This is a genomic window from Microbacterium sp. NPDC003461 (genome assembly GCF_053588335.1).
The window spans coordinates 1-24,785 of the sequence record NZ_JBSFPT010000032.1 but is presented as its reverse complement, the minus strand read 5'-3'; the positions used below and the strand labels follow the sequence as shown (position 1 = coordinate 24,785).

Sequence of the window (24,785 nt, the reverse complement as noted above, 5' to 3'; positions counted from 1 at the left end):
TGCAGGGGGGACCCTGTGGGAGAGTAGGACACCGCCGGACACCACTTCACCGGAAGGCCGCCCAACGCTGGGCGGCCTTCCGTCGTTTACACGACAATCACAATCCAACAGCGGTACGGTGCTTCGACGCCGTAGAAGAGGGACGGGGACAATGGCTGACGACGCTGACAAGCGGGATCCGCGCGATCACAGGGACGGCCCCCGCCGCTCACCGCAGGGTGGATTCCGTCGCGACGACTCGCGCGGCCGCGATGCCGCGCGAGCGGATCGCGGCGAGCCCCGTCGCGACGACCGATCGGGCCGCCAGGACGACCGCGGGTCGAGGCCCTACCGCGAGGGCGCTCGCCCCGCTGCCCGCGACGGTCAGCGGCCGCCTCGGGCCGGCGACGATCGTTCTCGTCGGCAGGGTGACGGCTACCGCCCGCGCCAGGACCGCGACGACTCGCGCTCTCGCGGTGAGGGCGGTCGCTCTGCGCGCGATGGCGGTTACCGTCCGCGTGGCGAAGGGGAGTACCGTCCCCGTCGCGAGGGCGACGGCTACCGTCCGCGGCAGGACCGCGATGGCTACCGCTCCGGTCAGGGTCACGACGGGCAGCGCTCGGGTTCCGCCCGCGACGGCAACCGCGCGGGCTCGTCCCGCGACGCATACCGCCCGCGCCGTGACGAGAACCACCGTCCGCGCCGGGACGGCGATCGCCCGGCTCGCGACGGGGGCTTCCGCCCGCCCCGCGCCGAGGGCGGCTACCGCCCGCAGCGTGACGCGGGACCCTCGCGTCCACGCCAGGACCGCGACGACCGTCCGCGCCGTGACGGCGACCGCGCGGCTCGCGACGGCGGGTTCCGCCCGCGCCGCGACGGGGACGGCTACCGCCCCCGCGAGGACCGGGATGGCTCGCGTCCGCGCGACGATCGTGGCGGGTATCGTCCTCGCGACGATCGCGACGGGTACCGCCCGCGGCAGGATCGCGCCGGCTACCGTCCGCGCCGCGACGAAGGCGACCGCCCGCGCCGGTACGAGGGAGATTCCCGCGACCGTCGTCCCTCCGGCGACCGCCGCGGCGCTCGCGTGCCCCGCGACGACCGCGAGGCACCGCGCCGCTGGGAGGACCGCGACGAGCGCGCCACCGGCGCGCGTCGCGACCGCGACGAGGACCGCGCGCCGCGCATTCCCGATCCGGAGCTGCCCGACGACGTCACGCCCAAGGATCTGCACGGTCAGCAGAACGAGCTCAAGACGCTGAGCAAGGAGAACGCCGACCGCGTGGCACGGCACATCGTCATGGCGGCGCGCCTGATCGACGACGACCCGCAGCTGGCCCACGAGCACGCCCTCGCGGCGGTCCGTCACGCGGGCCGCGTCGCCCTGGCACGCGAGACGCTGGCGGTCACCGCCTACACGCTGGGTGACTTCGCCCTCGCGCTGCGCGAGCTGCGCACGCTGCGCCGCATCACGGGCCGCAACGACCACGTCGCCATGATCGTCGACAGCGAGCGCGGCGTCGGCCGCCCCGAGAAGGCGCTGGAGGAGGGGCGCGCCGCCGACCGCGACGTGCTCTCGGTCGAGCAGCGCGTCGAGCTGGCGATCGCCCTGTCGGGCGCGCGCCTCGACCTCGGTCAGACCGAGCTCGCGCTCGCGGAGCTGGACGTGCCCGAGGCCGATCCCGATCGCGCGTTCCGGTGGAGCCCCGGCCTGTTCGCCGCGCGCGCGGCCGTGCTCGAGGATCTCGGGCGCGACGACGAGGCGGCCGAATGGCACGCGCGCGCCGAGATCGCGGCGGACGCCATCGACCAGGACCTGGCGCAGGGCGACGAGATCCTCGTGGACGAGGTGGAGGAGATCGAGCCGGAGTTCGACCACGAGGCCGAGCACACGGACGCCGACGAGCAGTGGGACGCGGATGAGCACGCCGACGCGGACGAGCCGGCCGGTCCCGACGCGGCGGACGCGGAGCCCGCCGACCTCGACTCGGATGCCGAGCCGTCCGAGGACGAGTCGTCGGAGGAGCCCCTCGCCGACGAGCACGACGACGAGGCCGAGCACGACGGCAAGGGCGAGCCCGCCGACGAGAGCTTCACGATCGAGGACGAGGTCGACCAGATCCTCGCCGAGGCCGGCGTGATCGACGCCGGTGAGAACCCGCACACGAACCCGCAGACCGAGGACGAGGAGGCTGACGGCACCGATGGCGCTGTTCGCTAAGAAGACCGAGGCGGCACCGCTCGACGGCGTCGACGTGGTGCTCGCGGATCTCGATGGCGTCGTCTACGCGGGCCCCGGTCCGCTGCCGCACGCCGTCGAGAGCCTGACGCGCGCGGCCGGCGAGGGGCGCCGGCTGGGGTACATCACCAACAACGCCTCGCGCACCGACGCCACCGTCGCCGCGCATCTCACGGGCCTCGGGCTGCCCACGCGCCCCGAGGAAGTTGTCACGAGCCCGCAGGCGGCCGTTCGGCTGCTCGGCGAGAAGGTCGCACCGGGCGCGACCGTGCTCGTGGTCGGCGGCGAGGGCCTCGTCGTCGAGCTCGAGAAGGCCGGCTACGTGGTCACGCGCAGCGCCGAGGATGCTCCGGCCGCCGTCGTGCAGGGCTTCGCGCCCGACGTGGGATGGACCCAGCTCGCCGAGGCCGCGTACGCGCTCGCGACGCCCGAGGAGGACGGCGGCATCCCCTGGATCGCCACCAACACGGACTGGACGATCCCGCAGGCGCGCGGCATCGCGCCGGGCAACGGCACGCTCGTCTCCGCCGTGCACACCGCGGTCGGCCGCCTCGCGACGGTCGCGGGCAAGCCCGAGGCGCCGATCTTCCACGAGGCCGTCGCCCGCTTCGGCGCCGCCAAGCCGCTGTTCCTGGGCGATCGCCTCGACACCGACATCCAGGGCGCGCAGGCCGCGGGCATCGACTCCGCCGTGGTGCTGACGGGGATCGACCGGCCCAAGCACATCCTGGCCGCGCCGGCGCACTCGCGCCCGACGTACATCCTGAGCGACCTGCGCGAGCTGTTCGAGCCCTACCCGGTCGTGAAGCAGAAGGGCGATGTCACCACAGTGCGCGACGCCAGGGTGCGCGTCAGCGGGCCGGACATCGAGATCCTCTCGGAGGGCAGCGACATCGATCTGCTGCGCGCGGGCGCGCACGCGATCTGGACCACGGGCAGGCAGATCTTCGGATTCCGCGTGCCCGAGCGGCTCTACGCCGATCCCTTCCACCGCCAGAGGTAGCGTGGGGGCATGGACAGCGTGATCCCCGAGGACGAGACGGGCGAGGGCCTCGTCAGCCGCGTGCGGGTGGTCGAGCAGCAGCCGCTCGCGCAGCGCGCCGCGGCGTACGCGGCCCTGCACGACGAGCTCGCGCGCCGCCTCGAGTCGGCACCGGGCGAGGCAGCTCCCGAGACGCGCGGCGAGCAGCGGTGAGCGAGCGCCTCGACGCGGCGCTGGCCGCGCGGGGCCTGGCCCGATCGCGCACCCACGCCGCGGCGCTGATCGCGCAGGGGCGCGTCGCGGTCGCCGGCCGTGTGGTGACGAAGCCGTCGGCGCGCGTCGACGACGCGGCCGAGATCCGCGTCGCGACCGACCACTACGTCAGCCGCGGGGCGCACAAGCTCCTCGCCGCGCTCGACGGGTTCGGGCTCGACGTGTCGGGCCGGGTGGCGCTCGACATGGGCGCCTCGACGGGCGGGTTCACGCAGGTGCTGCGCGAGCGCGGCGCCGATCCGGTCATCGCGGTCGACGTGGGGCACGGGCAGCTCGCGCCCGAGGTGGCGGCCGATCCGGCGGTGCGCCCGGTGGAGGGCTTCAACGTGCGCTACATGACGCCCGAGGCGCTCGCCGAGGCCGGCGGCGTCGCGCAGGCCCCCGGCGTGATCACCGGCGATCTGTCGTTCATCTCGCTCACGCACGTCCTGCCCGCCGTCGCGCGGGTCGCCGCGGCCGACGCCGACATCGTCCTGCTCGTGAAGCCGCAGTTCGAGGTGGGCCGCGGCGGCGTGCGCGAGGGGATCGTCACCGACGCCGGCGCGCGCGTGACGGCGGCGCTCGACGTGCTGTGGAGCGCGCAGGACGCCGGCCTCGGGTGCCTCGGCGTGCTGCCCTCGCCGATCGCCGGATCGCGCGGCAACCGCGAGCTGCTCGTGCACCTCGCGCCCGGGCGCGGTCGGCGGCCCGACGCGTGGGCCGGCGCCGTCGAGGCCGCCGCGCGGGGCTGACGGCGGCCGGCGCGACCCGCCTGTGGATGGGCGCCGCGGGCACCCGTCGATCCGACAGAATGGATGGAATGGCTAGCGGGGGAGGACCATGACAGAGCGCAGGATCCTCGTCGTCGCGCATGCGCACCGCGACGACACCGTCGAGGCGGCGATGAGCGTGGTCGACGCGCTCCGCCGGTCCGGTGCCGTGCCGGTGCTCGACCCGCAGGACCGCGCCGAGCTCGCGGCCGTCGTGCCGGCGTTCGCGGAGGTCGCGGCGCTGGGGCAGGACGTGGCGCTCGCCGACGTCGACCTCGCCATCGTCCTGGGTGGCGACGGCACCATCCTGCGCGCCGCCGAGCTCGTGCGCGAGGGCACCGCTCCCGTGCTGGGCATCAACATGGGCCACGTCGGCTTCCTGGCCGAGATCGAGCGCGACGACATGGACGAGGCCGTGCGGCGCGCCATCGCCGGCGACTACGACGTGGAGGAGCGGCTCGCGCTCGACGTGAGGGTGCGCGACCGCCGCGGCGAGATCGTGTTCGAGACGTGGGCGCTGAACGAGGCGTCGATCGAGAAGGACATGCCCGGGCGCATGATCGAGGTGGTCCTCGAGGTCGACGGGCGCCCGCTGTCGAGCTTCGGCGCCGACGGGTGCGTCGTCGCCACGCCGACGGGATCGACCGCCTACGCGTTCTCCGCGGGAGGCCCGGTGATCTGGCCCACCGTGCAGGCCATCGCCGTCGTCCCCGTCTCGGCCCACGCGCTGTTCGCGCGCCCCCTCGTCGTCGGCCCCGAGCACACGGTCGCCCTCGAGGTGAAGGGTGGGATCGCCGGGTCGGGCGAGCTGTGGTGCGACGGCCGCCGCTCGCACCCGCTGCCCGCCGGCGCACGCGTCACGGTCCGGCGCTCGGAGCGGCCCGTCCGCCTCGCGCGGCTGCACCCCGCGGCCTTCACCGACCGGCTCGTGCGCAAGTTCCAGCTGCCCGTGCACGGCTGGCGCGGCCCCACGGGCACGATGATGACCGACGCCGTGAGTGTCGTGCCGCTGCACGACGACGCGGATGTCGCGGATCCCGTCGCGAGCGCAATGCCGGGAGGTGCCGAGCGGTGATCGAGGAGATGCGCCTGCGCGACCTCGGCGTGATCGCCGAGGCCGCCCTGCCGTTCGGGCCGGGCTTCACCGCCGTGACGGGCGAGACGGGTGCCGGCAAGACGATGGTCGTGACGGGCCTCGGCCTGCTGCTCGGCGCGCGCGCCGATTCCGGCGCCGTGCGCGCCGGTGCGCCCCAGGCGTCGGTCGAGGGCGTCTGGATCGTGCCGGAGCACGGCGCCGTGGCCGAGCGCGTGCGCGAGGCCGGCGGCGACCTCGAGCCGATCGGGGAGGGGCGCGCCGAGCTCTACCTCTCGCGCAGCCTCTCGGCCGAGGGCCGCAGCCGCGCGGGCGTGGGAGGCCGCACGGCCCCGGCGGGCGTGCTCGCCGACCTCGCCGAGCACCTCGTGGCCGTGCACGGCCAGTCCGAGCAGCTGCGCCTGAAGTCGGCGGCCGCCCAGCGCGACGCGCTCGACCGCTTCGGGGGCGAGGCCGTGGGCGCCGCGCTCGCGGCGTACCGCGGGGCCTTCGACGCGTGGCGGGCCATCGACCGCGAGCTGACCACGCTCACGACCGAGCGCGACGCCCGCGCGGCCGAGGCCGAGGCGCTGCGGCAGACGCTCGCCGAGATCGAGCAGATCGCGCCGGAGCCCGGCGAGGACGCGGCGCTCGCCGAGCGCGCGGAGCGGCTCGCGAACGCCGAGGAGCTGCGCGCGGCGGCGGCGCTCGCGCGCGAGGGCCTGTCGAGCGAGGAGGGCGCGCCCGATGTGGCGTCGATCCTGGCGGAGGCGCGGCGCGCGCTCGAGCGCGCGGGCGACCCGACGCTCGGCGCGATCGCCGAGCAGCTCGCCGACCTCGGCTACCGCGCGGCCGACCTCGCCGTCGAGCTGTCGGGCTTCCTCGCCGACCTCGACGAGTCCGGCCCGCTGGAGCTCGCGGCCGTGGAGGAGCGCCGCGCGGCCGTGGCGTCGCTCGTGCGGGCACACGGATCGCTCGACGCGGCGATCGCGCTGCTCGAGACCGGATCGGCGCGCCTGGCGGAGCTGGACGACGACGGCGACCGGATCGAGCGGCTCGCGGTGCAGCGCGACGAGGCCCGCGCGGAGCTGGACGCCCGCGCGGCGGAGCTGACGGCGGCCCGCACCGATGCGGCCGCCCGGCTCTCCGCGGCCGCGACCGAGGAGCTGCACGCGCTCGCGATGCCCGACGCCGCCGTCACGGTCGCGGTGCGCGAGGGCGCCGAGGCCGCGCACGGCCGCGACGATGTGGCGTTCCTGCTGGCCCCGCACCCCGGCGCCGAGCCGCGGCCCGTGGCGAAGGGCGCCTCGGGCGGCGAGCTCAGCCGCGTGATGCTCGCGATCGAGGTCGTCATCGCCGCGACCGATCCCGTCCCCACGTTCGTCTTCGACGAGGTCGACGCCGGCATCGGCGGCGCCGCGGCAATCGAGGTGGGCAGGCGCCTGGCCAAACTCGCGGAGACCTCCCAGGTGATCGCCGTGACCCACCTCGCGCAGGTCGCGGCCTTCGCGAACAACCACCTCAGCGTGGTCAAGGCGAGCGACGGCACCGTCACCACCTCGAGCGTCCGGGCGCTCGAGGGCGCGGAGCGCGAAGCCGAGATGGCCCGCCTGCTCTCGGGCATGTCCGACTCGGACGCCGCCCTCACGCACGCTCGCGAGCTGCTGGCGATGGCGGACGCGCGGGTGTCGCGATGAACCCCACCCTCACCTCGACTGTTAGGATAGAAGCCCGTGATGCAGACCACTTCTGAGGGCACCTCGGGTACGACGACCAAGCAGATCTTCGTGACGGGCGGTGTCGTCTCCTCCCTCGGTAAGGGGCTCACGGCCGCGAGTCTCGGCAATCTCCTGACCGCACGCGGACTGCACGTCGTGATGCAGAAGCTCGACCCGTATCTGAACGTCGATCCGGGCACGATGAACCCGTTCCAGCACGGCGAGGTCTTCGTGACCGACGACGGCGCCGAGACCGACCTGGACATCGGGCACTACGAGCGCTTTCTCGACGTCAACCTGAGCCAGGCCGCGAACGTGACGACCGGCCAGATCTACTCGCAGGTCATCGCGCGCGAGCGCCGCGGCGAGTACCTGGGCGACACCGTGCAGGTGATCCCGCACATCACCGACGAGATCAAGCGCCGCATGCGGCTGCAGGCCGAGGCCGACCCGCAGCCCGATGTGATCATCACCGAGGTGGGCGGCACCGTCGGCGACATCGAGTCGCAGCCGTTCCTCGAGGCCGCGCGCCAGCTGCGCCACGAGCTCGGGCGCGACAACGTCTTCTTCGTGCACGTCTCGCTCGTGCCGTTCATGGGCGCGTCGGGGGAGCAGAAGACCAAGCCCACGCAGCACTCCGTGGCCGCCCTCCGCCAGGTCGGCATCCAGCCCGACGCGCTCGTGCTGCGCAGCGACCGCCCCGTGACCGAGGCGAACATGCGCAAGATCGCGCTGATGTGCGACGTCGAGACCGAGGGCGTCGTCAACACCGTCGACCTGCCGAGCATCTACGACATCCCGTCGACCCTCAACGACCAGGGCCTGGACACGTACATCGTGCGCCGGCTGGGCCTCACGAAGGCCGCCGAGGTGGACTGGACGCGCTGGGACCGCGTGCTGCAGGCGGTGCACAACCCCAAGCACGAGGTCACGATCGGCCTCGTCGGCAAGTACATCGACCTTCCCGACGCCTATCTCTCGGTGACCGAGGCGATCAAGGCCGGCGGCTTCGCGCAGGAGTCCAAGGTCAACATCCGCTGGATCCCCTCCGACCTGTGCGAGACGCCGGACGGCGCGCGCGAGCACCTCGCCGAGCTCGACGGCATCTGCATCCCCGGCGGCTTCGGCATCCGCGGCATCGAGGGCAAGCTCGGCGCGCTGCGGTTCGCCCGCGAGCAGGGCATCCCCACGCTCGGCCTATGCCTGGGCCTGCAGTGCATGGTCATCGAGTACGCGCGCAACGTGGCCGGGATCGACGGCGCCTCGTCGAGCGAGTTCGACCCCGAGACGCCCGCCGCCGTCATCGCGACCATGGCGGAGCAGGTCGAGATCCTCGAGGGCGGCGACCTGGGCGGCACGATGCGCCTGGGCCTGTACCCCGCGCGCCTCGCGGAGGGCTCGCTCGCCGCGGAGCTGTACGGCGCGACCGAGGTGCAGGAGCGCCACCGCCACCGCTACGAGGTGAACAACGCCTACCGCGACCGCATCGCCGAGGCCGGCATGGTCTTCTCGGGGCTGAACCCCGACCTGGACCTCGTCGAGTTCGTCGAGCTGCCGCGCGACGTGCACCCGTACTACATCGCCACGCAGGCGCACCCGGAGCTGCGCTCGCGCCCGACCGATCCGCACCCGCTGTTCCGCGGCCTCGTGGCGGCGGCGCTCGAGCGGCACCGCGCGAGCGAGCTGTTCGAGGTCGACGACGTCGAGGCCGGGGTCGAGGCCTGACGTGGAGCTGCACGACGAGCCGGGGGACATCCGCGTCCTCGACTCCGCCGTGGGGTACCGCGGGCGCGTGTGGGACGTCGTCGAGGACCGGATCGACTACAACGGCCGCGAGCTCGTGCGCCACTACATCGCTCATCCCGGTGCATCGGCGATCGTCGCCATCGACGACGCAGAGCGCGTGCTGCTGATCCAGCAGTACCGTCACCCGATCGCGTCGCGCGAGTGGGAGATCCCTGCGGGCCTGCACGATGTCGCGGGGGAGGACCACCTCGCCGGCGCACAGCGGGAGCTCGCGGAGGAGGCGGATCTCACGGCCGAGCGCTGGGAGCGGCTCGGCACCTTCGCGCTCAGCCCGGGCAGCAGCGCCGAGCGCATCGAGCTGTATCTCGCGACGGGCCTCACGCCCACGGCCGAGGCGTTCGCCCGCGAGGACGAGGAGTCCGACATGCGGCTCGAGTGGGTGCCGCTCGAGGAGGCGCTGCGCGCCGTCCGCGAGGGCCGTTTCGGCAACGCCACCCTCGCGCTCGGCGTGCTGCTGGCGGCCGATCGGATCCGCTCGCGCGAGGCCTGATGCGCGTCGAGCGCGCGATCGACGCCTACCTCAGGCACGTCACGATCGAGCGCGGCCTGAGCGATCACACCGTCGCGGCGTACCGGCGCGACCTCGCCGGCTACGGGGAGTGGCTGGCCGAGCGGGGGATCGCCGACACCGACGCGGTCACGGCGGCGATCGTGGCGGAGTTCGCCGCCGAGCGGGCCTCCGCCGATCCGCCGCCGGCCGCCTCGTCGCTCGCGCGGCTGCAGTCCTCGGTGCGCGGGCTGCACCGCTTCCTGGCGCGCGAGGGGCACGCGGCCGACGACCCCGCCCAGCGGCTACGGCCGCCCAAGCAGCCGCGGCGCCTGCCGAAGGCGCTCTCGATCGACCAGGTGGAGCGCCTGCTGCAGGCGCCGCCGCCCGACGAGCCGCTCGGCATCCGCGACCGCGCGCTGCTGGAACTGCTCTACGCGACGGGCGCCCGCGTCTCGGAGGCGATCGGCCTCGACGTGGACGACCTCGCGCACGGCGACGTCGTGCGCCTGCGCGGCAAGGGCTCGAAGGAGCGGATCGTGCCCGTCGGCTCGTACGCCCGCGCGGCGGTCGACGCGTACCTCACGCGCGTACGGCCCGATCTCGCCACGCGAGGGCGGGCCTCGCCGAAGCTCTTCCTCGGCGCGCGCGGCGCGCCCCTGTCGCGCCAGAGCGCGTGGCTGGTCATCCAGGCGGCCGCCGAGCGGGCGCAGCTGAGCGCCCACGTCTCGCCGCACACCCTGCGCCACTCGTTCGCCACCCACCTGCTGCAGGGCGGCGCCGACGTGCGCGTCGTGCAGGAGCTGCTCGGCCACGCCTCCGTCGCCACGACGCAGGTCTACACGCACGTCACGGTCGACACGCTGCGCGACGTCTACGCGACGAGTCACCCGCGGGCCCGGTAGTCCCGTCGCCTTCTGTGCCCTCCGGGCACGGCGTGCTGCGCACGCGGCGCGACGTGTACGCGACGAGTCACCCGCGGGCCCGGTAGTCCCGTCGCCTTCTGTGCCCTCCGGCACGGTGCCCGATAGCAGCACCGCCGCGACCGGGCTCGTCCGGAATCGTGCGGGAACGTCCGAGCGAGGCCCGCCCGGGCGCTGCGCGCCCGGGCGGGCCTCCTAGCCTGAGCGGGATGAGTGCGCCACCCAGCATCGTGAACTACCTCACCCGCCTCGGCGAGCCCGCCTACGGCACCTCGCTCCTGCCGAGCGACTTCGTGCCCTTCGCCTCGGGGCCGGTGCGGGGCTGGACGGCCCGCGCCCACACGGCCGAAGGGCAGGACGTGCAGTACGTCGTCTGGGGTCGCCCCGGGACGGGGGAGGACCTCGACACCTGCCCGGTGCGGTGCGGGATCCGCGACGATCACGATGCCCCGAGCGCCGACGCCCTGGCCGGCCTGCGGCCGCTGCTGGATCCGTTCCGTCGCACCCTCGGCGAGCCGGCTCCGGTGCAGGACTGGTATGACGCGATCTGCATGGAGGATGCCGCCTGGGCCGTGGCCCAGCGGCACGAGCGGCGCTGGGGCGGGGCTGCGCTCGACGACGTCGTGACGCGCGTCGAGCACGGCATCTCCGCGTACGAGCAGCACGAGGTGGCCGTCTCGACGTTCGGCTCGCTCGCCGACGTGCAGGCATGGATCGACGAGGCGCTGGCGAAGACGCAGGTGCGGCTCGAGGCGCTCGTGCTGACCGACTTCCCCTATGTGCCGGGCGAGATGCGCGACGGCATGCTGCTGCAGGCCGTCGTCGACGACGAGGTCGTCGGCTACGCGCCCATCGCGGTGGCGACGAACCTCGACTCCGCCGAATGGCTTGATTCGCCGGTTGCGGAGATCGCGCCGCGTCCCCGGGCGGAGCTGCGGATGTCGGGCGCCACCCGTATGGGAATGAACGCGAGGTTCGTGCAGGCATGGGGAGACGTTCGTGCCCAGGCCACGCTCACAGGCGGTGCTGTGCCGTGCCCGGACCCGGATGGCTGGCTGATCCTCGGGATCATCGGCACCGACATCGCCGTCCCGGTTCCGGCGGGTGCCGCCAACCTGCTGATCGAGACGGACGACGACGGAGCCATGGTGGTCATCAGCGTCCACCCGTCTCTGGAGCGTGAGAAGCATCATCGCGATCGCGCAGGCTTCGAGCGCCGCTGGGGGCGCTGGCTGGATGACGACGTCGTGCTCACCGATGAGGAGCTGAACGAGGGGATCGCGCGCGCTGAGCAGGCGCTGCGCGCGGCGCTGGCGAAGGAGGCGAACTGATGTCCACGGGGATCACGATCGATGACGATGTCACGATCCCGCTCGACGGGTTCGAGGGGGATCGCCCGCGCGGGTGCCAGTGGGACGAGAGCGTGTGCACCGCGGTGCCCGGCTACCGCATCGTCGGCGCCGAGGAACGGCACGGAGACCACACGCACGAGGCTGAGGCGGCCGTCTACTGCCCTCGCCACTACGCGCTGGCGCTCGCGCGCCTCGTCGAGGCCCACCCCACGGAGTGCACGACGCCTCTGGCGGCGCACGCGGTCGTCTACGGGAGTATCGGAGGCGCACGATGAGCACACACAGCGCTGAGAAGCGGGTTCCGGGCAAGGTCGGGGCGTGGCGGTGGGTGGTGCTCGTCGCCGGAGCCGTCCTCGCCGCGGTGTTCGTCTTCTCGATCGTTCTTGCCGTGGTAGCGGCCATCCAGGCAGCTGGCAAGCCAAACTGGATGGAGCGGACCGGCCCAATCGGTGACACATTCGGCGGCCTCCTGGGCCCGATCCTCAGCACGGCAGCGCTCGGCGCCACGATCGCGATCGCCTTCGCAGAAGGGCGCCGCATAGACCGCGAACGGAATGAGCGCGAAGACGCCGACAAGGAGTCCCACGCCAACGGCCTGGTCGCGTGGATCGCCGAGACTCCGCGGAACAACCCCTCGGATACCTCCCATCTGGGCGTGGTGGTGACGAACGGCACCGGATCGCTCGTGCGCGACGTCGACCTCGTCGTGAAGGTGACGCTGTCGGGCTCGCGCGGAGAGCGCCGCATGAGGAATCGGGAGAAGGTAGTCCCCCCGGGAACCTGGTTCCTGCAGCTCGACCGGGGCGTCGCGGATGAGGACGCGCAACCTGAAGACGTCAACGGTGGCTGGCCGGCTCCCGTGCCGGTGGATGCGGCGGGTCAGCTTCGTGTCTGGCTCCCCTCGGTCAAGGGGGGCGATCTCACCGAGTATGCGCTCCGAGTGCACCCTCCCGAGGTAGACGACCGCGGCGAAGTGCAGCCGTACTTCGAGCTCGACGAGCTGCGCTTCGCTCTTGGCGGGCAGCGCTGGCGGCGTGAGACAGGCGACACGCTGAGCCGGTTCAGGGAGGGCAGCGACCAGGAGTGGAACGAGCGACGATGGAACCTGGAGTTCGAGGAACACGCGAAGGTCTGGCGCCCGCTCGTGAAAGCTCCCCGGCAGGCGCGACCGGCGAACCCCGTCACGCAGGAACGGATTCGCAGAATCGCGGCGGCGTTGGTGGGCAAGACGCCGGAAGCGATCGTGCCCGACGAGCGCTATCCGCTGGTGCCTGAGCTGCGGAAAACGGGGCTGCTGAAGCTCCGCGTATCCCGGCTGCAGCAGTCGATCTTCTTCTACAACACTGAGGTCGACAACGACCCGCATGTGCTGTGGCTGGGCGGCAGCGGCCGTACCGAGGAGATCCCGCAGTTCCTGCAGTTCGACGGGGCATGGAAGGGCTCATCCAGACAGAAGCGCCTGAGTGAGCTGAAGGACTTGCTTGTTCCCCTCAGCGGTGAACCGGAGCAGCTCGCGCAGAAGTTCCGGAAGAGCATCGGCGAATACCTCCCGGATCGACCCGCGTCGAGTCCCGCAGTCTTGACACCGTCCATCGCACCGAAAGGCATCGACAATGTCTCTTGACCACGCCATCACGCCCGTTCCTGTCCCGTCTGAGGGTGAGGAGGCGCAGCAGACCGCGCCGCCGGCGGCGGACCTGGCCTGGACGGCGAACCGACTGCGCAAGGCCGGGCACAAGATCTACGAGGTGTACGCCACCTCGCGCATCTTCCACCTGCTGAACGACCCGCAGATCGAGTTCGTCACGCAGCAGCTCGTGCGCCGTCCCGACGGGAAGCGGGCGCTGATGGACGTGTACTTCCCTCAGTTCAACCTCTTCGTCGAGATCGACGAGCCGTACCACGACGGTGAAGAGCAGGAACGCGCGGACCGCAAGCGCACCGAGGACCTTCGAAAGGCGCTGGCCACCCGCCAGTCGTCCATGATCCACGCGCCGGCGGAACCTGTGCGCCTCAAGGTCGCCGGTCAGACGATGGCGCAGTTCAACGAGCAGATCGATCGCGTCGTCGCTCGGATCACGTCGATGAAGAAGACGAAGGTCGCGGAAGGGACCTTCGAGCCGTTCGTGTTCGGCCGGCGCGCGAGCGTCGACTACTGGCGGGAACGCGGCACCGTCAGCGTGGACGATCGCACGGAGCTGCGTACCCGAGCGGATGTCGGAGCGCTGTTCGGGGTGCGGCCCAACCAGATGAAGGCGGTGTGGCGCGTCAGCGCCGACACCATCCTGTGGTGGCCGAAGTTCTACGACAACGCCCTCTGGTCGAATGTCCTCTCGTCCGACGGCACCGAGATCGTCGAGACGGACAAGCGCCCGGAGGGCGGAGGCCCGTCGCGGGTCACCCGCAACGACCCGCGGCCGGGCGATCGTCGGCTCGTGTTCGCCCACACCGAGGACGAGCAGTTCGGCGGCGTCTACTACAACTTCGCAGGCGTCTTCACGCAGGCGGAATCCGGGGGAGGCCGTACGCGATACGTGCGCGTCGCCGACACCGTCGACCTCGCGGCAGAGCGCGCTCGCGAGGGAGGCCCCGACTTTCGCTGAGGGGGCAAGCGCGCGCCCGCCCTTCGCGGTGCCGATGCCCGCGGCATCCGGATCGCGTGCGAGCGGTTCGGTCTGGCGTCAGTCGCGGCCGGGAAGTCCGTCGAGTGACGTGAGGGAACGGCCGGCCGCATCGGCATGGCGCGACAGCAGCAGCGCCACGAGCAGGGCGATGCCGCCCGAGATGAGCTTGTCGGCGACGGAGGAGCCGATGTTCGACACGAGCGCCGCCTCCCACGCGCTCGCGCCCGCCGCATGCAGGCGCTCGAACAGCGTGGTCGTGACGAGGTGATTCGTCCGCCCGTCGTACTGCAGCACCGTGATCGGAAGCGACGTGAGCGTGCAGCTCACGGCCGCGAGGAGGTTCAGCACGAGGAAGCGCGACGCGGTGCGTCCCAGGCCCCATTGGTGCACGCCGTACCCCCACACCAGCGCGCCCACGACCGAGACGAGCCCGAACGGCAGCCCCTCGGCGGCCAGGGGCAGCAGCGTGCCCGGGGTGAGGACGAGCGTGACGGCGGCGAGCGCGACGGCGGCCCAGGGGCCGATGCACACCGCGATGATGGCCGTGCCCGCCATGTCCAGCCAGATCGGGAGGTCGAAGTTGGCGACGAACACGCCGCCGACGAGGTTGACGCCGATGCAGGCGACGAACAGCGCGGCCGCGAGCGGCAGCTCGGGGCGGGGTGGCGGGAGGGTCGGCCAGCGCCGTCCTGCGGGCCGCGCCGCGGGCGCCGCCGGCGCGGCAGGTGCCGGCTGCTCGGCGATTTCGGCCGGCGGCCTCTCGGCCGTCCGTGCCGCGATGCACCGCTCGCGCCAGCGCTCGGCCTCGCTCGCGTCCCCTCCCAGGGCGGCCACGATCTCCGCGACGAGGCTGGGGTTCAGGCGCCTGCGCTCCGGCCGGAAGGCGTCGTACACCGTCGAGCGGGCGATGTGCGCGGACGCCGGGGCGATGCCCTTCTCCTCGCGCATGCGGGTGATCCGTGCCGCGATCTCGCCGTACGAGATGTCGCCGGCGCGCACGCGCAGCGCCTGCAGGTCGTTCGAGAGCTGCGCCATGGCGCGCGTGGCGGCGGTCGGATCGTCCTTCGTCTGACTCATCGCGGGCACCCCCATCTCTCCGCGGTTCCCGAGCATAGCGGTGGGTAGTTACGGCTTTCGCGCGCGATCGGCCGGTAGATCGGTATCCTGTCGCGCTCGCGCGCGGATCCGGATCGCCGGGGCCGGTCGGCGGGATCGCGGGCGCGCGTCGCTAGAATCGACCAAGCATGTCGACGGCAGGAGCATCGGTGACGGAGAAGGCCAAGACCTCCACGAAGGACGAGCCCGTGCTCGGACCGACGGGACGTCCGTACCAGGGCTTCCCGACGCCTCCGAAGCTCGATCGGCACGGCCCCGCGCGCATCATCGCGCTGTGCAACCAGAAGGGCGGCGTCGGCAAGACCACGACGTCGATCAACCTGGCCGCGTCGCTGGCCGACTACGGCCGCAAGGTGCTCGCGATCGACTTCGACCCGCAGGGCGCGCTGTCGGCGGGCCTGGGCGTGCCGACGCACGACGTGCCCACCATCTACGACCTGCTGCTCGACACCAAGCGCGACCCGCGCGAGGCGATCGTGCAGACGGCCACCGAGGGCCTCGACCTCATCCCCGCCAACATCGACCTGTCGGCGGCCGAGGTGCACCTCGTCAACGAGGTGGCGCGCGAGAGCATCCTCTCGCACGTGCTGCGCCGCGTCGCGGCCGACTACGACGTCATCCTCATCGACTGCCAGCCCTCGCTCGGCCTGCTCACCGTCAACGCGCTCACGGCCGCGCACGGCGTGCTCATCCCGCTCGAGTGCGAGTTCTTCGCGCTGCGCGGCGTGGCCCTGCTCATCGAGACGATCGAGAAGGTCAAGGACCGCCTCAACCCCGCGCTCGATCTCGACGGCCTGCTCGCGACCATGTACGACCCGCGCACCCTGCACTCGCGCGAGGTGCTCGAGCGGATCGTCGAGACCTTCGGCGACAAGGTGTTCGAGACCGTCATCGGCCGCACGGTGAAGTTCCCCGACGCGTCGGTGGCCGGGCAGCCGATCACCGAGTACGCGCCGGAGCACCCGGCGGCCCAGGCGTACCTGCGGCTCGCGCGGGAGCTCGTGGCGCGCGGCGCCGTGGCGTAGTGGCCATGACCGGTCCCGGCCAGCCCGATCCGGACGGGGACGGCCCGGCCGCCGAGGGCACGCCGACCGAGGCGGGCGCCGCGGACGAGCGGTCGTTCCGCGTGTCGCTGTCGAACTTCGACGGGCCCTTCGATCTGCTGCTGCAGCTCATCTCGAAGCACGAGATGGACATCACCGAGATCGCCCTCAGCAAGGTGACCGACGAGTTCATCGCCTACCTGCGCGACCTCGACTCGGGGGAGGAGCTGGACCAGGCCAGCGAGTTCCTCGTCGTCGCCGCGACGCTGCTCGACATGAAGGTGGCCGGGCTGCTGCCGCAGGGCGAGCTCGTCGACGCCGAGTCGGTGGCGCTGCTGGAGGCCCGCGACCTGCTGTTCGCGCGCCTGCTGCAGTACCGCGCGTTCAAGGAGGCGTCGGCGTGGTTCGCGCAGCGGCTGCGGGCCGAGGAGGGCCGCCACGCGCGCAGCGTGCCGCTGGACCCGAAGTACCGCGCCCGCACGCCCGAGCTCGTGTGGACGCTCTCGCCCGACGACTTCGCGGCGCTCGCGATCCTCGCCATGACGCCGCGCGACATCCCGACGGTGGGGCTGGATCACCTGCACGCGCCGCTCGTGAGCATCCGCGAGCAGGCCGCGATCGTCGTCTCGACGCTGCGCAGCGCCGAGACGCTCACGTTCCGCGAGCTGATCGCCGGCGTCACGCAGGCCGGCGTCGTCGTGGCCCGATTCATCTCGGTGCTGGAGCTGTACCGGCACGCGGCGATCTCGTTCGAGCAGCTCGAGCCGCTCGGCGAGCTCACGCTGCGCTGGACGGCCGAGCACTGGTCCGAGGAAACGCTGGCGACCCTGGGGGCCGACTATGACCGATGAGAACGCGACCGGCGCCGGCGAGGCGGCCGTGCCGGGCGACGCCCCGGCTACCGAGGCGAGCCGGCCTGAGCCGGTGGGCACGGTGCCGCAGCGGCTCGAGGCGATCCTGCTGATCGCCGACGAGCCGCTCAGCCTCGTCGCCCTCGCCACGGCGGTCGGCGCGCCCGTGGCCGCCGTGCGCCAGGCGCTCGAGGCGCTCGTCGCCGACTACGACGGGGCCGACGGCGGGCGCCGCCGCGGCTTCGAGCTGCGCGAGGTGGGAGGCGGCTGGCGCATGTACGTGCGCGACGAGTTCGACGCCCTCGTCGCCGAGCACATCGGCGGCCAGGCGCCCGCGCGGCTGTCGCAGGCGGCGCTCGAGACGCTCGCGGTCATCGCCTACAAGCAGCCCGTGTCGCGCTCGCAGGTCGCGTCGATCCGCGCCGTGAACGTCGACTCGGTCGTGCGCACGCTGCTGGCCCGCGGCCTCATCACCGAGCTTTTCACCGATCCCGAGACGGGCGCCATCAACTACGGCACGACCGATCTGCTGCTGCAGCAGCTGGGCATCAACTCGCTCGACGAGCTGCCCCCGATCTCGCCCCTGCTCGACGACGGAGCCGACGGCTTCGACGACATCGTCTGATCCGCCGCCCGTCTCCCGGCGAGAATCCATCGCCGCGCCGAGAATCCGTGGGCCCCGGGATTCTCGGCGCGCGGGTGGATTCTCGCGGATCGTCCCGGTCTGGGATCCTTGAGGGATGGATCACAACGCCTCCGATGAGGGCACCCGGCTGCAGAAGGTGCTCGCGAACGCCGGGGTCGCGTCGCGGCGCGTCTCCGAGCAGCTCATCGTCGAGGGCCGGGTGCGCGTGAACGGCGCGGTCGTCACCGAGCTGGGCACCCGGATCGACCCCGAGCGCGACCTCGTCGACGTCGACGGCACGGCCGTGCAGCTCGACGCGTCCAAGCGCTACGTCATGCTCAACAAGCCCACCGGCGTCATCAGCTCCATGCGCGACGACCGCGGGCGGCCCGACCTGCGCCGCTTCACGAAGGACTGGCCCGAGCGGCTGTTCAACGTGGGGCGCCTCGACGCCGACACGAGCGGGCTGCTCGTGCTCACGAACGACGGCCCGCTGGCGCAGGTGCTCGCGCACCCCTCGTTCGGCGTGACGAAGGTGTACATCGCGAAGGTGCGCGGCGGCGTCACGGCGCAGACGATCGCGCGGCTGACGCGCGGGGTCGAGCTGGAGGACGGACCGATCCAGGCCGACAAGGCCCGGCTGCTCGACGCCTCGGCCGGGTCGAGCCTCGTGGAGCTGACGCTGCACTCGGGCCGCAACCGCATCGTGCGCCGCATGATGGCCGAGGTCGGCCACCCCGTGACGGAGCTCGTGCGGCGCCAGTTCGGGCCCCTGCACCTGGGAACCCTCCCAGTGGGCCGCGCGCGTGAGTTGACTAGGGTGGAACTCGGCGCGCTGCTGACGCTCTCGCGGACGGCGCCGGACGCTCCGCCTGCCGGCGTCGAGCACGAGACCGACGCCGATCGGGAGGGGACGCAGTGAGCGATACGCGTGTGCGTGCCGACGGCACGGTGCCCGGCCGCCTCGCCCGCGTCTCGGGCACGGTCCGCGTCGTCGGTGCCGGCCTGCTCGGCGCCAGTATCGGCCACGCGCTCATGCGCGCGGGCGTCGACGTGGCGCTGGCCGACACCTCGCCCTCGCAGCTGCGCCTCGCCGTCGACTACGGCGCCGGCCGGGCCGCGGCCGCCGGCGACCGGCCCTCGCTCGTCGTCGTGTGCGTGCCGCCCGACGTCGTGGCCGACGTGATCGAGGCCGAGCTGCGCGCGCACCCGGACGCGGTCGTCACCGACGTCGCCTCCGTCAAGCTGCAGCCGCTGCGCGAGCTGCGCGCCCGCGGCGTCGACCTGGCGCGCTACATCGGCTCGCACCCCATGGCGGGGCGCGAGCGGGGCGGCGCCATCTCGGCGCGCTCCGACATCTTCACGGGCCGCCCGTGGGTGATCTGCCGCGACGGCGAGACGGCCCCGGCCCACCTGGCGCTCTTGGAGTCGCTCGCGCTCGACCTCGGCGCCGTGCCGATCGAGATGAGCCCCGAGGAGCACGACCGCTCCGTCGCGCTCGTCTCGCACGTGCCGCAGGTGGTCGCTTCGCTTCTCGCCTCGCGCTTCGTGGGCGCGCCGGACGAGGCGCTCGAGCTCGCCGGCCAAGGCGTGCGCGACACCACGCGGATCGCCCACTCCGCCCCCGAGCTGTGGGTGCAGATCCTCGACGCGAACGCGGCGCCCGTCGTGGACATCCTCGACGCGCTCGCCGCCGACCTGACCGCGCTGTCGGCCGCGCTGCGCGAGACCGACGCGCCCGGATCGCGCCGCGCGATCGCCGAGGCGATCCGCCGCGGCAACGTGGGCGTGGAGCGGCTGCCGGGCAAGCACGGCCAGCGCCGCACCTTCGCGACCTTCGTCGTCATGATCGACGACACCGCCGGTCAGCTCGGGCGCCTGTTCGGCGACCTGGGCGAGCTGGGCGTGAACGTGGAGGACTTCCGCCTCGAGCACTCGCCGGGCGCCCCGCTGGGCCTGGCCGAGATCGCCGTCGAGCGGTCGGCGCTGGAGGCGTGCGTGGAGGGCCTGGAGGCCCGCGGATGGCGGATCGCGAGCACCGATGACGACTGAGCAGACCCCCATCATCGCGATCGACGGGCCGGCCGGATCCGGCAAGTCGAGCGTCTCGAAGGAGATCGCGCGCCGCCGCGGCTACGGCTACCTCGACACGGGCGCCGGCTACCGCGCGCTGTCGTGGCACGTTCTGCGCCGCGGCGCCGACACCGCCGACACCGACGCCGTGCTCACCGCGCTGACCTCGTTCGACCTGCGCCTGGGCCTGGAGCCCGACGACCGCACCGTCACGGTGGGCGGCGTCGACGTGACCCGCGACATCCGCACCCCCGAGGTGACGGCCGCGATCTCGGGGTTCACGCGCGTGCCCGAGGTGCGCGCCTACCTGAACGCCATCTTCCGCCGACTGGCGGGGGAGTCGGGCCTCGAGGGCGTGGTCATCGAGGGCCGCGACATCACCTCCGTGGTGGCGCCCGACGCGCCCGTGCGGATCCTCATGACGGCCTCGCCCGAGGTGCGCGCGCAGCGGCGCGGGCTGGAGTGGGGAGCCGACGCCGCCGAGGTCAAGGAGGCGATCCTGCGCCGCGACGAGTCCGACAGCCATGTGCTGGAGCTCGCCGAGGCCGATCCGGGTGTCGACGTCGTCGACACGAGCGAGCTCGATTTCGAGCAGTCCATCGACGCCGTGCTGACGGTGATCGACCGAGAGCTGGGAGGCCGACATGGCCGCTGAAGAAGAGTACGAGGGCGGTCCCGACCGCCTGGCCGAGCGCATGGCCGAGCTGGACGAGGAGCTCGTCGAGGCGCGCGCCGCCGCGCTGCGGCAGAGCCTCGAGGACTACGACCTCGACGAGGAGGACGCCGCGCTGCTGGCGGGCCTGCAGTCGGGCGTGGACGGCATCGAGTACCTGCCCGCCCTGCCCGTGGTGGCCATCGTCGGCCGCCCCAACGTGGGCAAGTCGGCGCTCGTGAACCGCATCCTCGGCCGCCGCGAGGCCGTCGTCGAGGACACGCCGGGCGTCACGCGCGACCGCGTCACCTACAAGGCCGAGTGGATGGACCGGCGCTTCTCGCTCGTCGACACGGGCGGATGGGAGCCGGACGCGAAGGGCATCGACCGCTCGGTGGCCGCGCAGTCGGAGATCGCGATCGACCTGGCCGACGTCATCCTCTTCGTCGTCGACGCCATCACGGGCGCGACCTCGACCGACGAGCACGTCGTGCGCCTGCTGCGCAAGTCGGACAAGCCGGTGTTCCTCGTGGCCAACAAGATCGACGACGCGCGCCAGGAGCCCGAGGCCGCCGCGCTGTGGAGCCTCGGTCTGGGCGAGCCGCACCCCGTCTCCGCGATCCACGGCCGCGGCGTGGCCGACCTGCTGGATGCGGTCATGAAGGTGCTGCCCGAGGTCTCGGCCGTCGCGAAGCACGAGATCGGCGGCCCGCGCCGCGTCGCGATCCTCGGCCGCCCGAACGTGGGCAAGTCGTCGCTGCTGAACAAGGCGGCCGGCGAGGAGCGCGTGGTCGTCAACGACCTCGCGGGCACCACGCGCGACCCCGTGGACGAGATCGTCGAGCTCGGCGGCAAGCTGTGGCGCCTCGTCGACACGGCGGGCATCCGCCGGCGCGTGCACCTGTCGCAGGGCGCCGACTTCTACGCCTCGCTGCGCACCTCCGCCGCGCTCGAGAAGGCCGAGGTGGCCGTCGTCGTGCTCGACGTGAGCGAGCCGATCAGCGAGCAGGACGTGCGGATCATCGACCTCGTGCTCGAGTCGGGCCGCGCGCTCGTGCTCGCGTTCAACAAGTGGGACGAGCTGCTGGCCGACGACGCGCGCGGCGGCGAGCGGCGCCGCATGCTCGCGCGCGAGATCGAGCAGGACCTCGCGCACGTGGCGTGGGCGCCCCGCGTGAACATCTCGGCCAAGACCGGCCGCCACCTCGACAAGCTCGTGCCCGCGCTCGAGACCGCGCTGGACTCGTGGGATCAGCGCATCCCGACGGGCAAGTTCAACGCGTTCATCACCGAGCTCGTGCAGGAGCACCCGCACCCGCTGCGGGGCGGCAAGCAGCCGCGCATCCTGTTCGGCACGCAGGCTGGCACGCGTCCGCCGACGTTCGTGCTCTTCACGACCGGCTTCCTCGACCCCGGCTACCGCCGCTTCGTGCAGCGCCGCCTGCGCGAGCTGTACGGCTTCGAGGGCACGCCGATCGTCATCAACATGCGTGTGCGCGAGAGGCGGCAGCGCAAGTGACGCGGGCCCCGATGGATCCGCTCGCCCCGCGCGACCCGGGCGACGCCTGGGTGTACGCGCCGACGGGCGAGCGGTTCTGGGGGCGGTTCGGCGCGGCGGGGCTGCTCGCCGTGGATCCGGCCAAGGGGGTGCTGCTGCAGCACCGGGTGGGCTGGAGCCACCATGGCGGCACCTGGGCGCTCCCGGGCGGCGCGCTGCACGAGGGCGAGTCCGCGGTCGACGGCGCGCTGCGCGAGGCGTTCGAGGAGGCCGGTGTGCCGACCGACGCGGTCGCGGTGCGGTTCACCTCCGTCTTCGACGTGGGCGTCTGGGCGTACACGACGGTCGTGGCGGACGTCGTCGCACCCTTCGACCCGGTGATCAGCGACCCCGAGAGTCTGGAGCTCGAGTGGGTGCCGATCGACGACGTGGCCGAGCGCCCGCTGCACCCGGGTTTCGCGGCGTCGTGGCCGGGGCTGCGCGAGCGCCTCTGACCGCGGCGGTCAGTCGCGGCCGCGGAGCTGATCGATCGCGCGCCGTTCCCGCTTGGTCGGCCGACCGGCACCGCGATCGCGCGTGACGATCGGCGCCACGAACTCGCGCGGCGGCGGGGGAGGCGTGCGGTCCTCGTAGGCCTTGGCCGCGACCGGAGCCCCGACCCGCTTGAGCAGGAGCTCGCGCACGCCGAGGACGCGATCGAACCCCGCGATGCGCACGCGCACCTCGTCGCCGATCTTCACCGCATAGGAGGCCTTCACCGGGTCGCCGTTGACGCGCACGTGGCCGCCGCGGACGGCCGTCGTGGCGAGCGAGCGGGTCTTGTACACCCGCACCGCCCACAGCCACACGTCCAGTCGCACGGATTCGGTCATCCGGCCATCGTAGGTCAGCTCGCGTCGCCCGCCGTGACGGCCTCGGCCTCCTCGAGCTCGGCCGGCTCGGGATCGCGATCGATCACCGCGAGGGCGCGGCCCGAGACGGCGAGCACGATCAGTGCGACGAGCGACGCGGCGGCGGCGAAGACGTACGGCACGGTGGGGGAGAACGCGTGGCCGAGCCAGGCCGCCAGCGGCGGAGCGGCCGCGCCGCCCAGGAACCGGACCGCGGAGTACGCCGACGATGCCACCTGGCGGGGCAGGTCCGTGGCCTCCATGACGGCCTCCGTGAGGGTGGTGTTGCACACGCCCAGGATCAGACCGCCGACGATGATGCAGGTGACGAGCGCCGCGGGGGTGCCGACGAGAAGGCCGGCGACCACGAGATCGATCGCCAGAAGACCGAGCATCGCGACGAGCGTGCGACGGCGACCCCAGCGGCGGATGAGGATCGGCGCGACGATCACGCTCGTGATCGCGAGCGCGAGGCCCCACCCGAAGAACGTCCAGCCGATCTCCATGGCGCCGAACCCGAGCGGGAAGGGGGAGTAGGCGAGCAGGATGAAGAACGCGATGTTGTAGAACAGGGCGGCGATCGCGAGCAGGCCCAGCGAGGGGATCCGCAGGGCGCGGAACGGGGCGCTCATGGCGACGGGCGCCGGCCGCGTGCCGGACTCGCGCAGCAGCACGATGATCGCGATGAACGCGATGGCCATGAGCGTCGCGACGCCGAAGAACGGACCGCGCCAGCTCACCTCCCCGAGGAGCCCGCCCACCAGCGGGCCGACCGCGATGCCGAGGCCCAGCGCGGCCTCGTACAGGATGATGGCCGCGCCCGATCCGCCGGAGGCCGCGCCGACGATGGCCGCCAGGGCCGTCGAGGCGAACAGGGCGTTGCCGACGCCCCAGCCGGCGCGGAAGCCGATCACGGCGTCCACGGATCCGCTGATCGCGCAGAGAAAGGCGAAGACGACCACGAGGGCGAGGCCCAGCAGCAGCGTGCGCTTCGTGCCGATGCGGCTCGACACCCAGCTCGTGAAGAGCATCATGACGCCGGTGATGGCGAGATAGCTCGTGAAGAGCAGCTCCGTCTCGACGGGCGTCGCCTCGAGCTGCTCCGCGATCGCGGGCAGGATGGGGTCGACCAGCCCGATGCCCATGAACGCGATGACGCTCGCGAAGGCGATCGCCCAGACCGGCAGCGGCTGCTCCCAGATCGGCGTCTCGGCGGGGGCATGGGCGGTCATTCGTTCACTCCGTTCCGGGCCTCGGGGGCCACGCGTTCGTTCAGCAGGGCCGCGGCGCGCCGGATCGCGGCCCAGTCCTCGTCGGCGAGCCCCTCGAAGCGGGGCAGCATGGCGTCGACGAGGTGGGCGCGCCACTGGGCGTACGCGGCGACGCCGCGGTCGGTCGCGCCGATGCGCACGGCGCGCGAGTCGTCGGGATCGCCGGTGCGCTCGACGAGGCCGAGGTCGGCCATCGTGCCGATCAGACGCGTCATGCCGGGCTGCGTGACGCGGCTCAGGCGCGCGAGATCACCGATCCGCTGCGGCCCGTGATCGCGCAGGATCGCGAGCGTCCGCCACTGCGCGGCAGGGGTCTGGCTGTTGGTGTCGAGGGCGGCGACCCGCGTCAGGCGGTGCGCCGCGATGACCAGGGCTTCGACATCCTCCGCACGACTCATGAACTCGAATATATACCCATGATATATAAGAGGTCTGCGAGGCGGCACGCGGACTTTCCCCACCCCGGTCGTCTTGCCTCATGTCAATAGGTCCGGGAGCGGTTGACGCTTGCCTCACGCAAGAGGTCCGCGTAGCTCAGGCGGCGGGGCGGGTGCCTTGGGTG

Annotated in this window: 24 protein-coding genes and 1 pseudogene; 21 read left to right on the top strand and 4 right to left on the bottom strand. The window is 72.9% G+C overall.

Translation table 11 applies throughout. The features are described 5' to 3' along the window. Positions 1–1,066 precede the first annotated feature (1,066 nt). The 13 genes from ACWDR7_RS11335 to ACWDR7_RS11275 all read left to right on the top strand — a co-directional run bounded on the left by ACWDR7_RS11335 (position 1,067) and on the right by ACWDR7_RS11275 (position 14,183). Positions 1,067–2,200, top strand: a complete 1,134-nt coding sequence (locus tag ACWDR7_RS11335; protein WP_449854999.1) for a hypothetical protein — start codon at positions 1,067–1,069, stop codon at positions 2,198–2,200. Beyond that, entirely contained in the window at positions 2,184–3,221 is a 1,038-nt protein-coding gene (locus ACWDR7_RS11330) for an HAD-IIA family hydrolase (RefSeq protein WP_449854998.1), read from the top strand. The genes ACWDR7_RS11335 and ACWDR7_RS11330 overlap by 17 nt, the downstream gene beginning before the upstream one ends. A gap of 9 nt (positions 3,222–3,230) precedes the next feature. Continuing rightward, complete coding sequence (locus ACWDR7_RS11325) at positions 3,231–3,413, top strand: hypothetical protein (protein ID WP_449854997.1); 183 nt, start codon at positions 3,231–3,233, stop codon at positions 3,411–3,413. Beyond that, positions 3,410–4,204, top strand: a complete 795-nt coding sequence (locus ACWDR7_RS11320; protein ID WP_449854996.1) for a TlyA family RNA methyltransferase — start codon at positions 3,410–3,412, stop codon at positions 4,202–4,204. The genes ACWDR7_RS11325 and ACWDR7_RS11320 overlap by 4 nt, the downstream gene beginning before the upstream one ends. An 88-nt stretch (positions 4,205–4,292) precedes the next feature. Then, positions 4,293–5,297 carry an NAD kinase gene (locus ACWDR7_RS11315; protein ID WP_449854995.1) on the top strand — a complete coding sequence of 335 codons (1,005 nt, stop codon included), beginning with the start codon at positions 4,293–4,295 and terminating at the stop codon, positions 5,295–5,297. Beyond that, positions 5,294–6,991, top strand: a complete 1,698-nt coding sequence (gene recN / locus ACWDR7_RS11310; protein WP_449854994.1) for a DNA repair protein RecN — start codon at positions 5,294–5,296, stop codon at positions 6,989–6,991. Before ACWDR7_RS11315 ends, recN begins: the two co-directional genes overlap by 4 nt. 39 nt (positions 6,992–7,030) lie before the next feature. Continuing rightward, on the top strand, positions 7,031–8,737 hold the full coding sequence (locus ACWDR7_RS11305; RefSeq protein ID WP_449854993.1) for a CTP synthase: 1,707 nt from the start codon (positions 7,031–7,033) through the stop codon (positions 8,735–8,737). Position 8,738: 1 nt separating this feature from the next. Next, the gene (locus tag ACWDR7_RS11300) at positions 8,739–9,308 is read left to right on the top strand and encodes an NUDIX domain-containing protein (RefSeq protein WP_449854992.1); all 570 of its coding nucleotides are present in this window, start codon (positions 8,739–8,741) and stop codon (positions 9,306–9,308) included. Then, positions 9,308–10,210 carry a site-specific tyrosine recombinase XerD gene (gene xerD, locus ACWDR7_RS11295; protein ID WP_449854991.1) on the top strand — a complete coding sequence of 301 codons (903 nt, stop codon included), beginning with the start codon at positions 9,308–9,310 and terminating at the stop codon, positions 10,208–10,210. Before ACWDR7_RS11300 ends, xerD begins: the two co-directional genes overlap by 1 nt. A gap of 227 nt (positions 10,211–10,437) precedes the next feature. After that, a complete protein-coding gene (locus ACWDR7_RS11290) occupies positions 10,438–11,559 on the top strand; it encodes a hypothetical protein (RefSeq protein ID WP_449854990.1) in 1,122 nt (373 codons plus the stop codon). Continuing rightward, positions 11,559–11,855, top strand: a complete 297-nt coding sequence (locus ACWDR7_RS11285) for a hypothetical protein (RefSeq protein WP_449854989.1) — start codon at positions 11,559–11,561, stop codon at positions 11,853–11,855. The genes ACWDR7_RS11290 and ACWDR7_RS11285 overlap by 1 nt, the downstream gene beginning before the upstream one ends. Then, complete coding sequence (locus tag ACWDR7_RS11280) at positions 11,852–13,204, top strand: hypothetical protein (protein ID WP_449854988.1); 1,353 nt, start codon at positions 11,852–11,854, stop codon at positions 13,202–13,204. Before ACWDR7_RS11285 ends, ACWDR7_RS11280 begins: the two co-directional genes overlap by 4 nt. Beyond that, positions 13,194–14,183, top strand: a complete 990-nt coding sequence (locus tag ACWDR7_RS11275) for an AbaSI family restriction endonuclease (protein ID WP_449854987.1) — start codon at positions 13,194–13,196, stop codon at positions 14,181–14,183. The genes ACWDR7_RS11280 and ACWDR7_RS11275 overlap by 11 nt, the downstream gene beginning before the upstream one ends. A 78-nt stretch (positions 14,184–14,261) precedes the next feature. On the opposite strand, the gene ACWDR7_RS11270 is transcribed toward ACWDR7_RS11275, so the two are convergent. Continuing rightward, positions 14,262–15,281 carry a hypothetical protein gene (locus tag ACWDR7_RS11270; RefSeq protein WP_449854986.1) on the bottom strand — a complete coding sequence of 340 codons (1,020 nt, stop codon included), beginning with the start codon at positions 15,279–15,281 and terminating at the stop codon, positions 14,262–14,264. A 167-nt stretch (positions 15,282–15,448) separates the two neighbouring features. Between ACWDR7_RS11270 and ACWDR7_RS11265 the strand changes: the two genes are divergently transcribed. The 8 genes and pseudogenes from ACWDR7_RS11265 to ACWDR7_RS11230 all read left to right on the top strand — a co-directional run. Continuing rightward, on the top strand, positions 15,449–16,345 hold the full coding sequence (locus ACWDR7_RS11265; protein WP_449854985.1) for a ParA family protein: 897 nt from the start codon (positions 15,449–15,451) through the stop codon (positions 16,343–16,345). Between the two features lie 5 nt (positions 16,346–16,350). Continuing rightward, the gene (locus tag ACWDR7_RS11260) at positions 16,351–17,214 is read left to right on the top strand and encodes a segregation and condensation protein A (RefSeq protein WP_449854984.1); all 864 of its coding nucleotides are present in this window, start codon (positions 16,351–16,353) and stop codon (positions 17,212–17,214) included. Then, positions 17,204–17,839: an SMC-Scp complex subunit ScpB gene (gene scpB / locus ACWDR7_RS11255; RefSeq protein WP_449854983.1), complete on the top strand. Its 636-nt coding sequence runs from the start codon at positions 17,204–17,206 to the stop codon at positions 17,837–17,839. The genes ACWDR7_RS11260 and scpB overlap by 11 nt, the downstream gene beginning before the upstream one ends. A gap of 115 nt (positions 17,840–17,954) precedes the next feature. Then, the gene (locus ACWDR7_RS11250) at positions 17,955–18,761 is read left to right on the top strand and encodes a pseudouridine synthase (protein ID WP_449854982.1); all 807 of its coding nucleotides are present in this window, start codon (positions 17,955–17,957) and stop codon (positions 18,759–18,761) included. Further along, positions 18,758–19,891: a prephenate dehydrogenase gene (locus ACWDR7_RS11245; protein ID WP_449854981.1), complete on the top strand. Its 1,134-nt coding sequence runs from the start codon at positions 18,758–18,760 to the stop codon at positions 19,889–19,891. Before ACWDR7_RS11250 ends, ACWDR7_RS11245 begins: the two co-directional genes overlap by 4 nt. Beyond that, the gene (cmk, locus tag ACWDR7_RS11240; protein WP_449854980.1) at positions 19,881–20,567 is read left to right on the top strand and encodes a (d)CMP kinase; all 687 of its coding nucleotides are present in this window, start codon (positions 19,881–19,883) and stop codon (positions 20,565–20,567) included. Before ACWDR7_RS11245 ends, cmk begins: the two co-directional genes overlap by 11 nt. Next, entirely contained in the window at positions 20,557–22,083 is a 1,527-nt protein-coding gene (gene der, locus ACWDR7_RS11235) for a ribosome biogenesis GTPase Der (protein ID WP_449854979.1), read from the top strand. Before cmk ends, der begins: the two co-directional genes overlap by 11 nt. 11 nt (positions 22,084–22,094) lie before the next feature. Continuing rightward, a pseudogene (locus tag ACWDR7_RS11230) lies at positions 22,095–22,553 on the top strand (NUDIX domain-containing protein); the annotation flags it as partial. 12 nt (positions 22,554–22,565) lie between these two features. Here ACWDR7_RS11230 and ACWDR7_RS11225 read toward each other — a convergent pair. From ACWDR7_RS11225 to ACWDR7_RS11215, 3 genes are read right to left on the bottom strand one after another with little or no spacing between them, the layout of a single operon-like run. Next, the gene (locus ACWDR7_RS11225) at positions 22,566–22,934 is read right to left on the bottom strand and encodes an RNA-binding S4 domain-containing protein (RefSeq protein ID WP_449854978.1); all 369 of its coding nucleotides are present in this window, start codon (positions 22,932–22,934) and stop codon (positions 22,566–22,568) included. Between the two features lie 14 nt (positions 22,935–22,948). Then, a complete protein-coding gene (locus ACWDR7_RS11220) occupies positions 22,949–24,184 on the bottom strand; it encodes an MFS transporter (RefSeq protein ID WP_449854977.1) in 1,236 nt (411 codons plus the stop codon). Next, a complete protein-coding gene (locus tag ACWDR7_RS11215; protein ID WP_449854976.1) occupies positions 24,181–24,621 on the bottom strand; it encodes a MarR family winged helix-turn-helix transcriptional regulator in 441 nt (146 codons plus the stop codon). Before ACWDR7_RS11215 ends, ACWDR7_RS11220 begins: the two co-directional genes overlap by 4 nt. Between the last annotated feature and the right edge of the window lie 164 nt (positions 24,622–24,785).

Excerpts from the sequence above, each read along its gene's own strand:
- ACWDR7_RS11330 (WP_449854998.1), top strand. The coding sequence starts at position 2,184 with ATGGCGCTGTTCGCTAAGAAGACCGAGGCGGCACCGCTCGACGGCGTC.
- ACWDR7_RS11325 (WP_449854997.1), top strand. The coding sequence starts at position 3,231 with ATGGACAGCGTGATCCCCGAGGACGAGACGGGCGAGGGCCTCGTCAGC.
- ACWDR7_RS11315 (WP_449854995.1), top strand. The coding sequence starts at position 4,293 with ATGACAGAGCGCAGGATCCTCGTCGTCGCGCATGCGCACCGCGACGAC.
- ACWDR7_RS11305 (WP_449854993.1), top strand. The coding sequence starts at position 7,031 with ATGCAGACCACTTCTGAGGGCACCTCGGGTACGACGACCAAGCAGATC.
- xerD (WP_449854991.1), top strand. The coding sequence starts at position 9,308 with ATGCGCGTCGAGCGCGCGATCGACGCCTACCTCAGGCACGTCACGATC.
- ACWDR7_RS11290 (WP_449854990.1), top strand. The coding sequence starts at position 10,438 with ATGAGTGCGCCACCCAGCATCGTGAACTACCTCACCCGCCTCGGCGAG.
- ACWDR7_RS11285 (WP_449854989.1), top strand. The coding sequence starts at position 11,559 with ATGTCCACGGGGATCACGATCGATGACGATGTCACGATCCCGCTCGAC.
- ACWDR7_RS11280 (WP_449854988.1), top strand. The coding sequence starts at position 11,852 with ATGAGCACACACAGCGCTGAGAAGCGGGTTCCGGGCAAGGTCGGGGCG.
- ACWDR7_RS11275 (WP_449854987.1), top strand. The coding sequence starts at position 13,194 with ATGTCTCTTGACCACGCCATCACGCCCGTTCCTGTCCCGTCTGAGGGT.
- ACWDR7_RS11270 (WP_449854986.1), bottom strand. The coding sequence starts at position 15,281 with ATGAGTCAGACGAAGGACGATCCGACCGCCGCCACGCGCGCCATGGCG.
- ACWDR7_RS11265 (WP_449854985.1), top strand. The coding sequence starts at position 15,449 with ATGTCGACGGCAGGAGCATCGGTGACGGAGAAGGCCAAGACCTCCACG.
- ACWDR7_RS11260 (WP_449854984.1), top strand. The coding sequence starts at position 16,351 with ATGACCGGTCCCGGCCAGCCCGATCCGGACGGGGACGGCCCGGCCGCC.
- scpB (WP_449854983.1), top strand. The coding sequence starts at position 17,204 with ATGACCGATGAGAACGCGACCGGCGCCGGCGAGGCGGCCGTGCCGGGC.
- ACWDR7_RS11250 (WP_449854982.1), top strand. The coding sequence starts at position 17,955 with ATGGATCACAACGCCTCCGATGAGGGCACCCGGCTGCAGAAGGTGCTC.
- cmk (WP_449854980.1), top strand. The coding sequence starts at position 19,881 with ATGACGACTGAGCAGACCCCCATCATCGCGATCGACGGGCCGGCCGGA.
- der (WP_449854979.1), top strand. The coding sequence starts at position 20,557 with ATGGCCGCTGAAGAAGAGTACGAGGGCGGTCCCGACCGCCTGGCCGAG.
- ACWDR7_RS11225 (WP_449854978.1), bottom strand. The coding sequence starts at position 22,934 with ATGACCGAATCCGTGCGACTGGACGTGTGGCTGTGGGCGGTGCGGGTG.
- ACWDR7_RS11220 (WP_449854977.1), bottom strand. The coding sequence starts at position 24,184 with ATGACCGCCCATGCCCCCGCCGAGACGCCGATCTGGGAGCAGCCGCTG.
- ACWDR7_RS11215 (WP_449854976.1), bottom strand. The coding sequence starts at position 24,621 with ATGAGTCGTGCGGAGGATGTCGAAGCCCTGGTCATCGCGGCGCACCGC.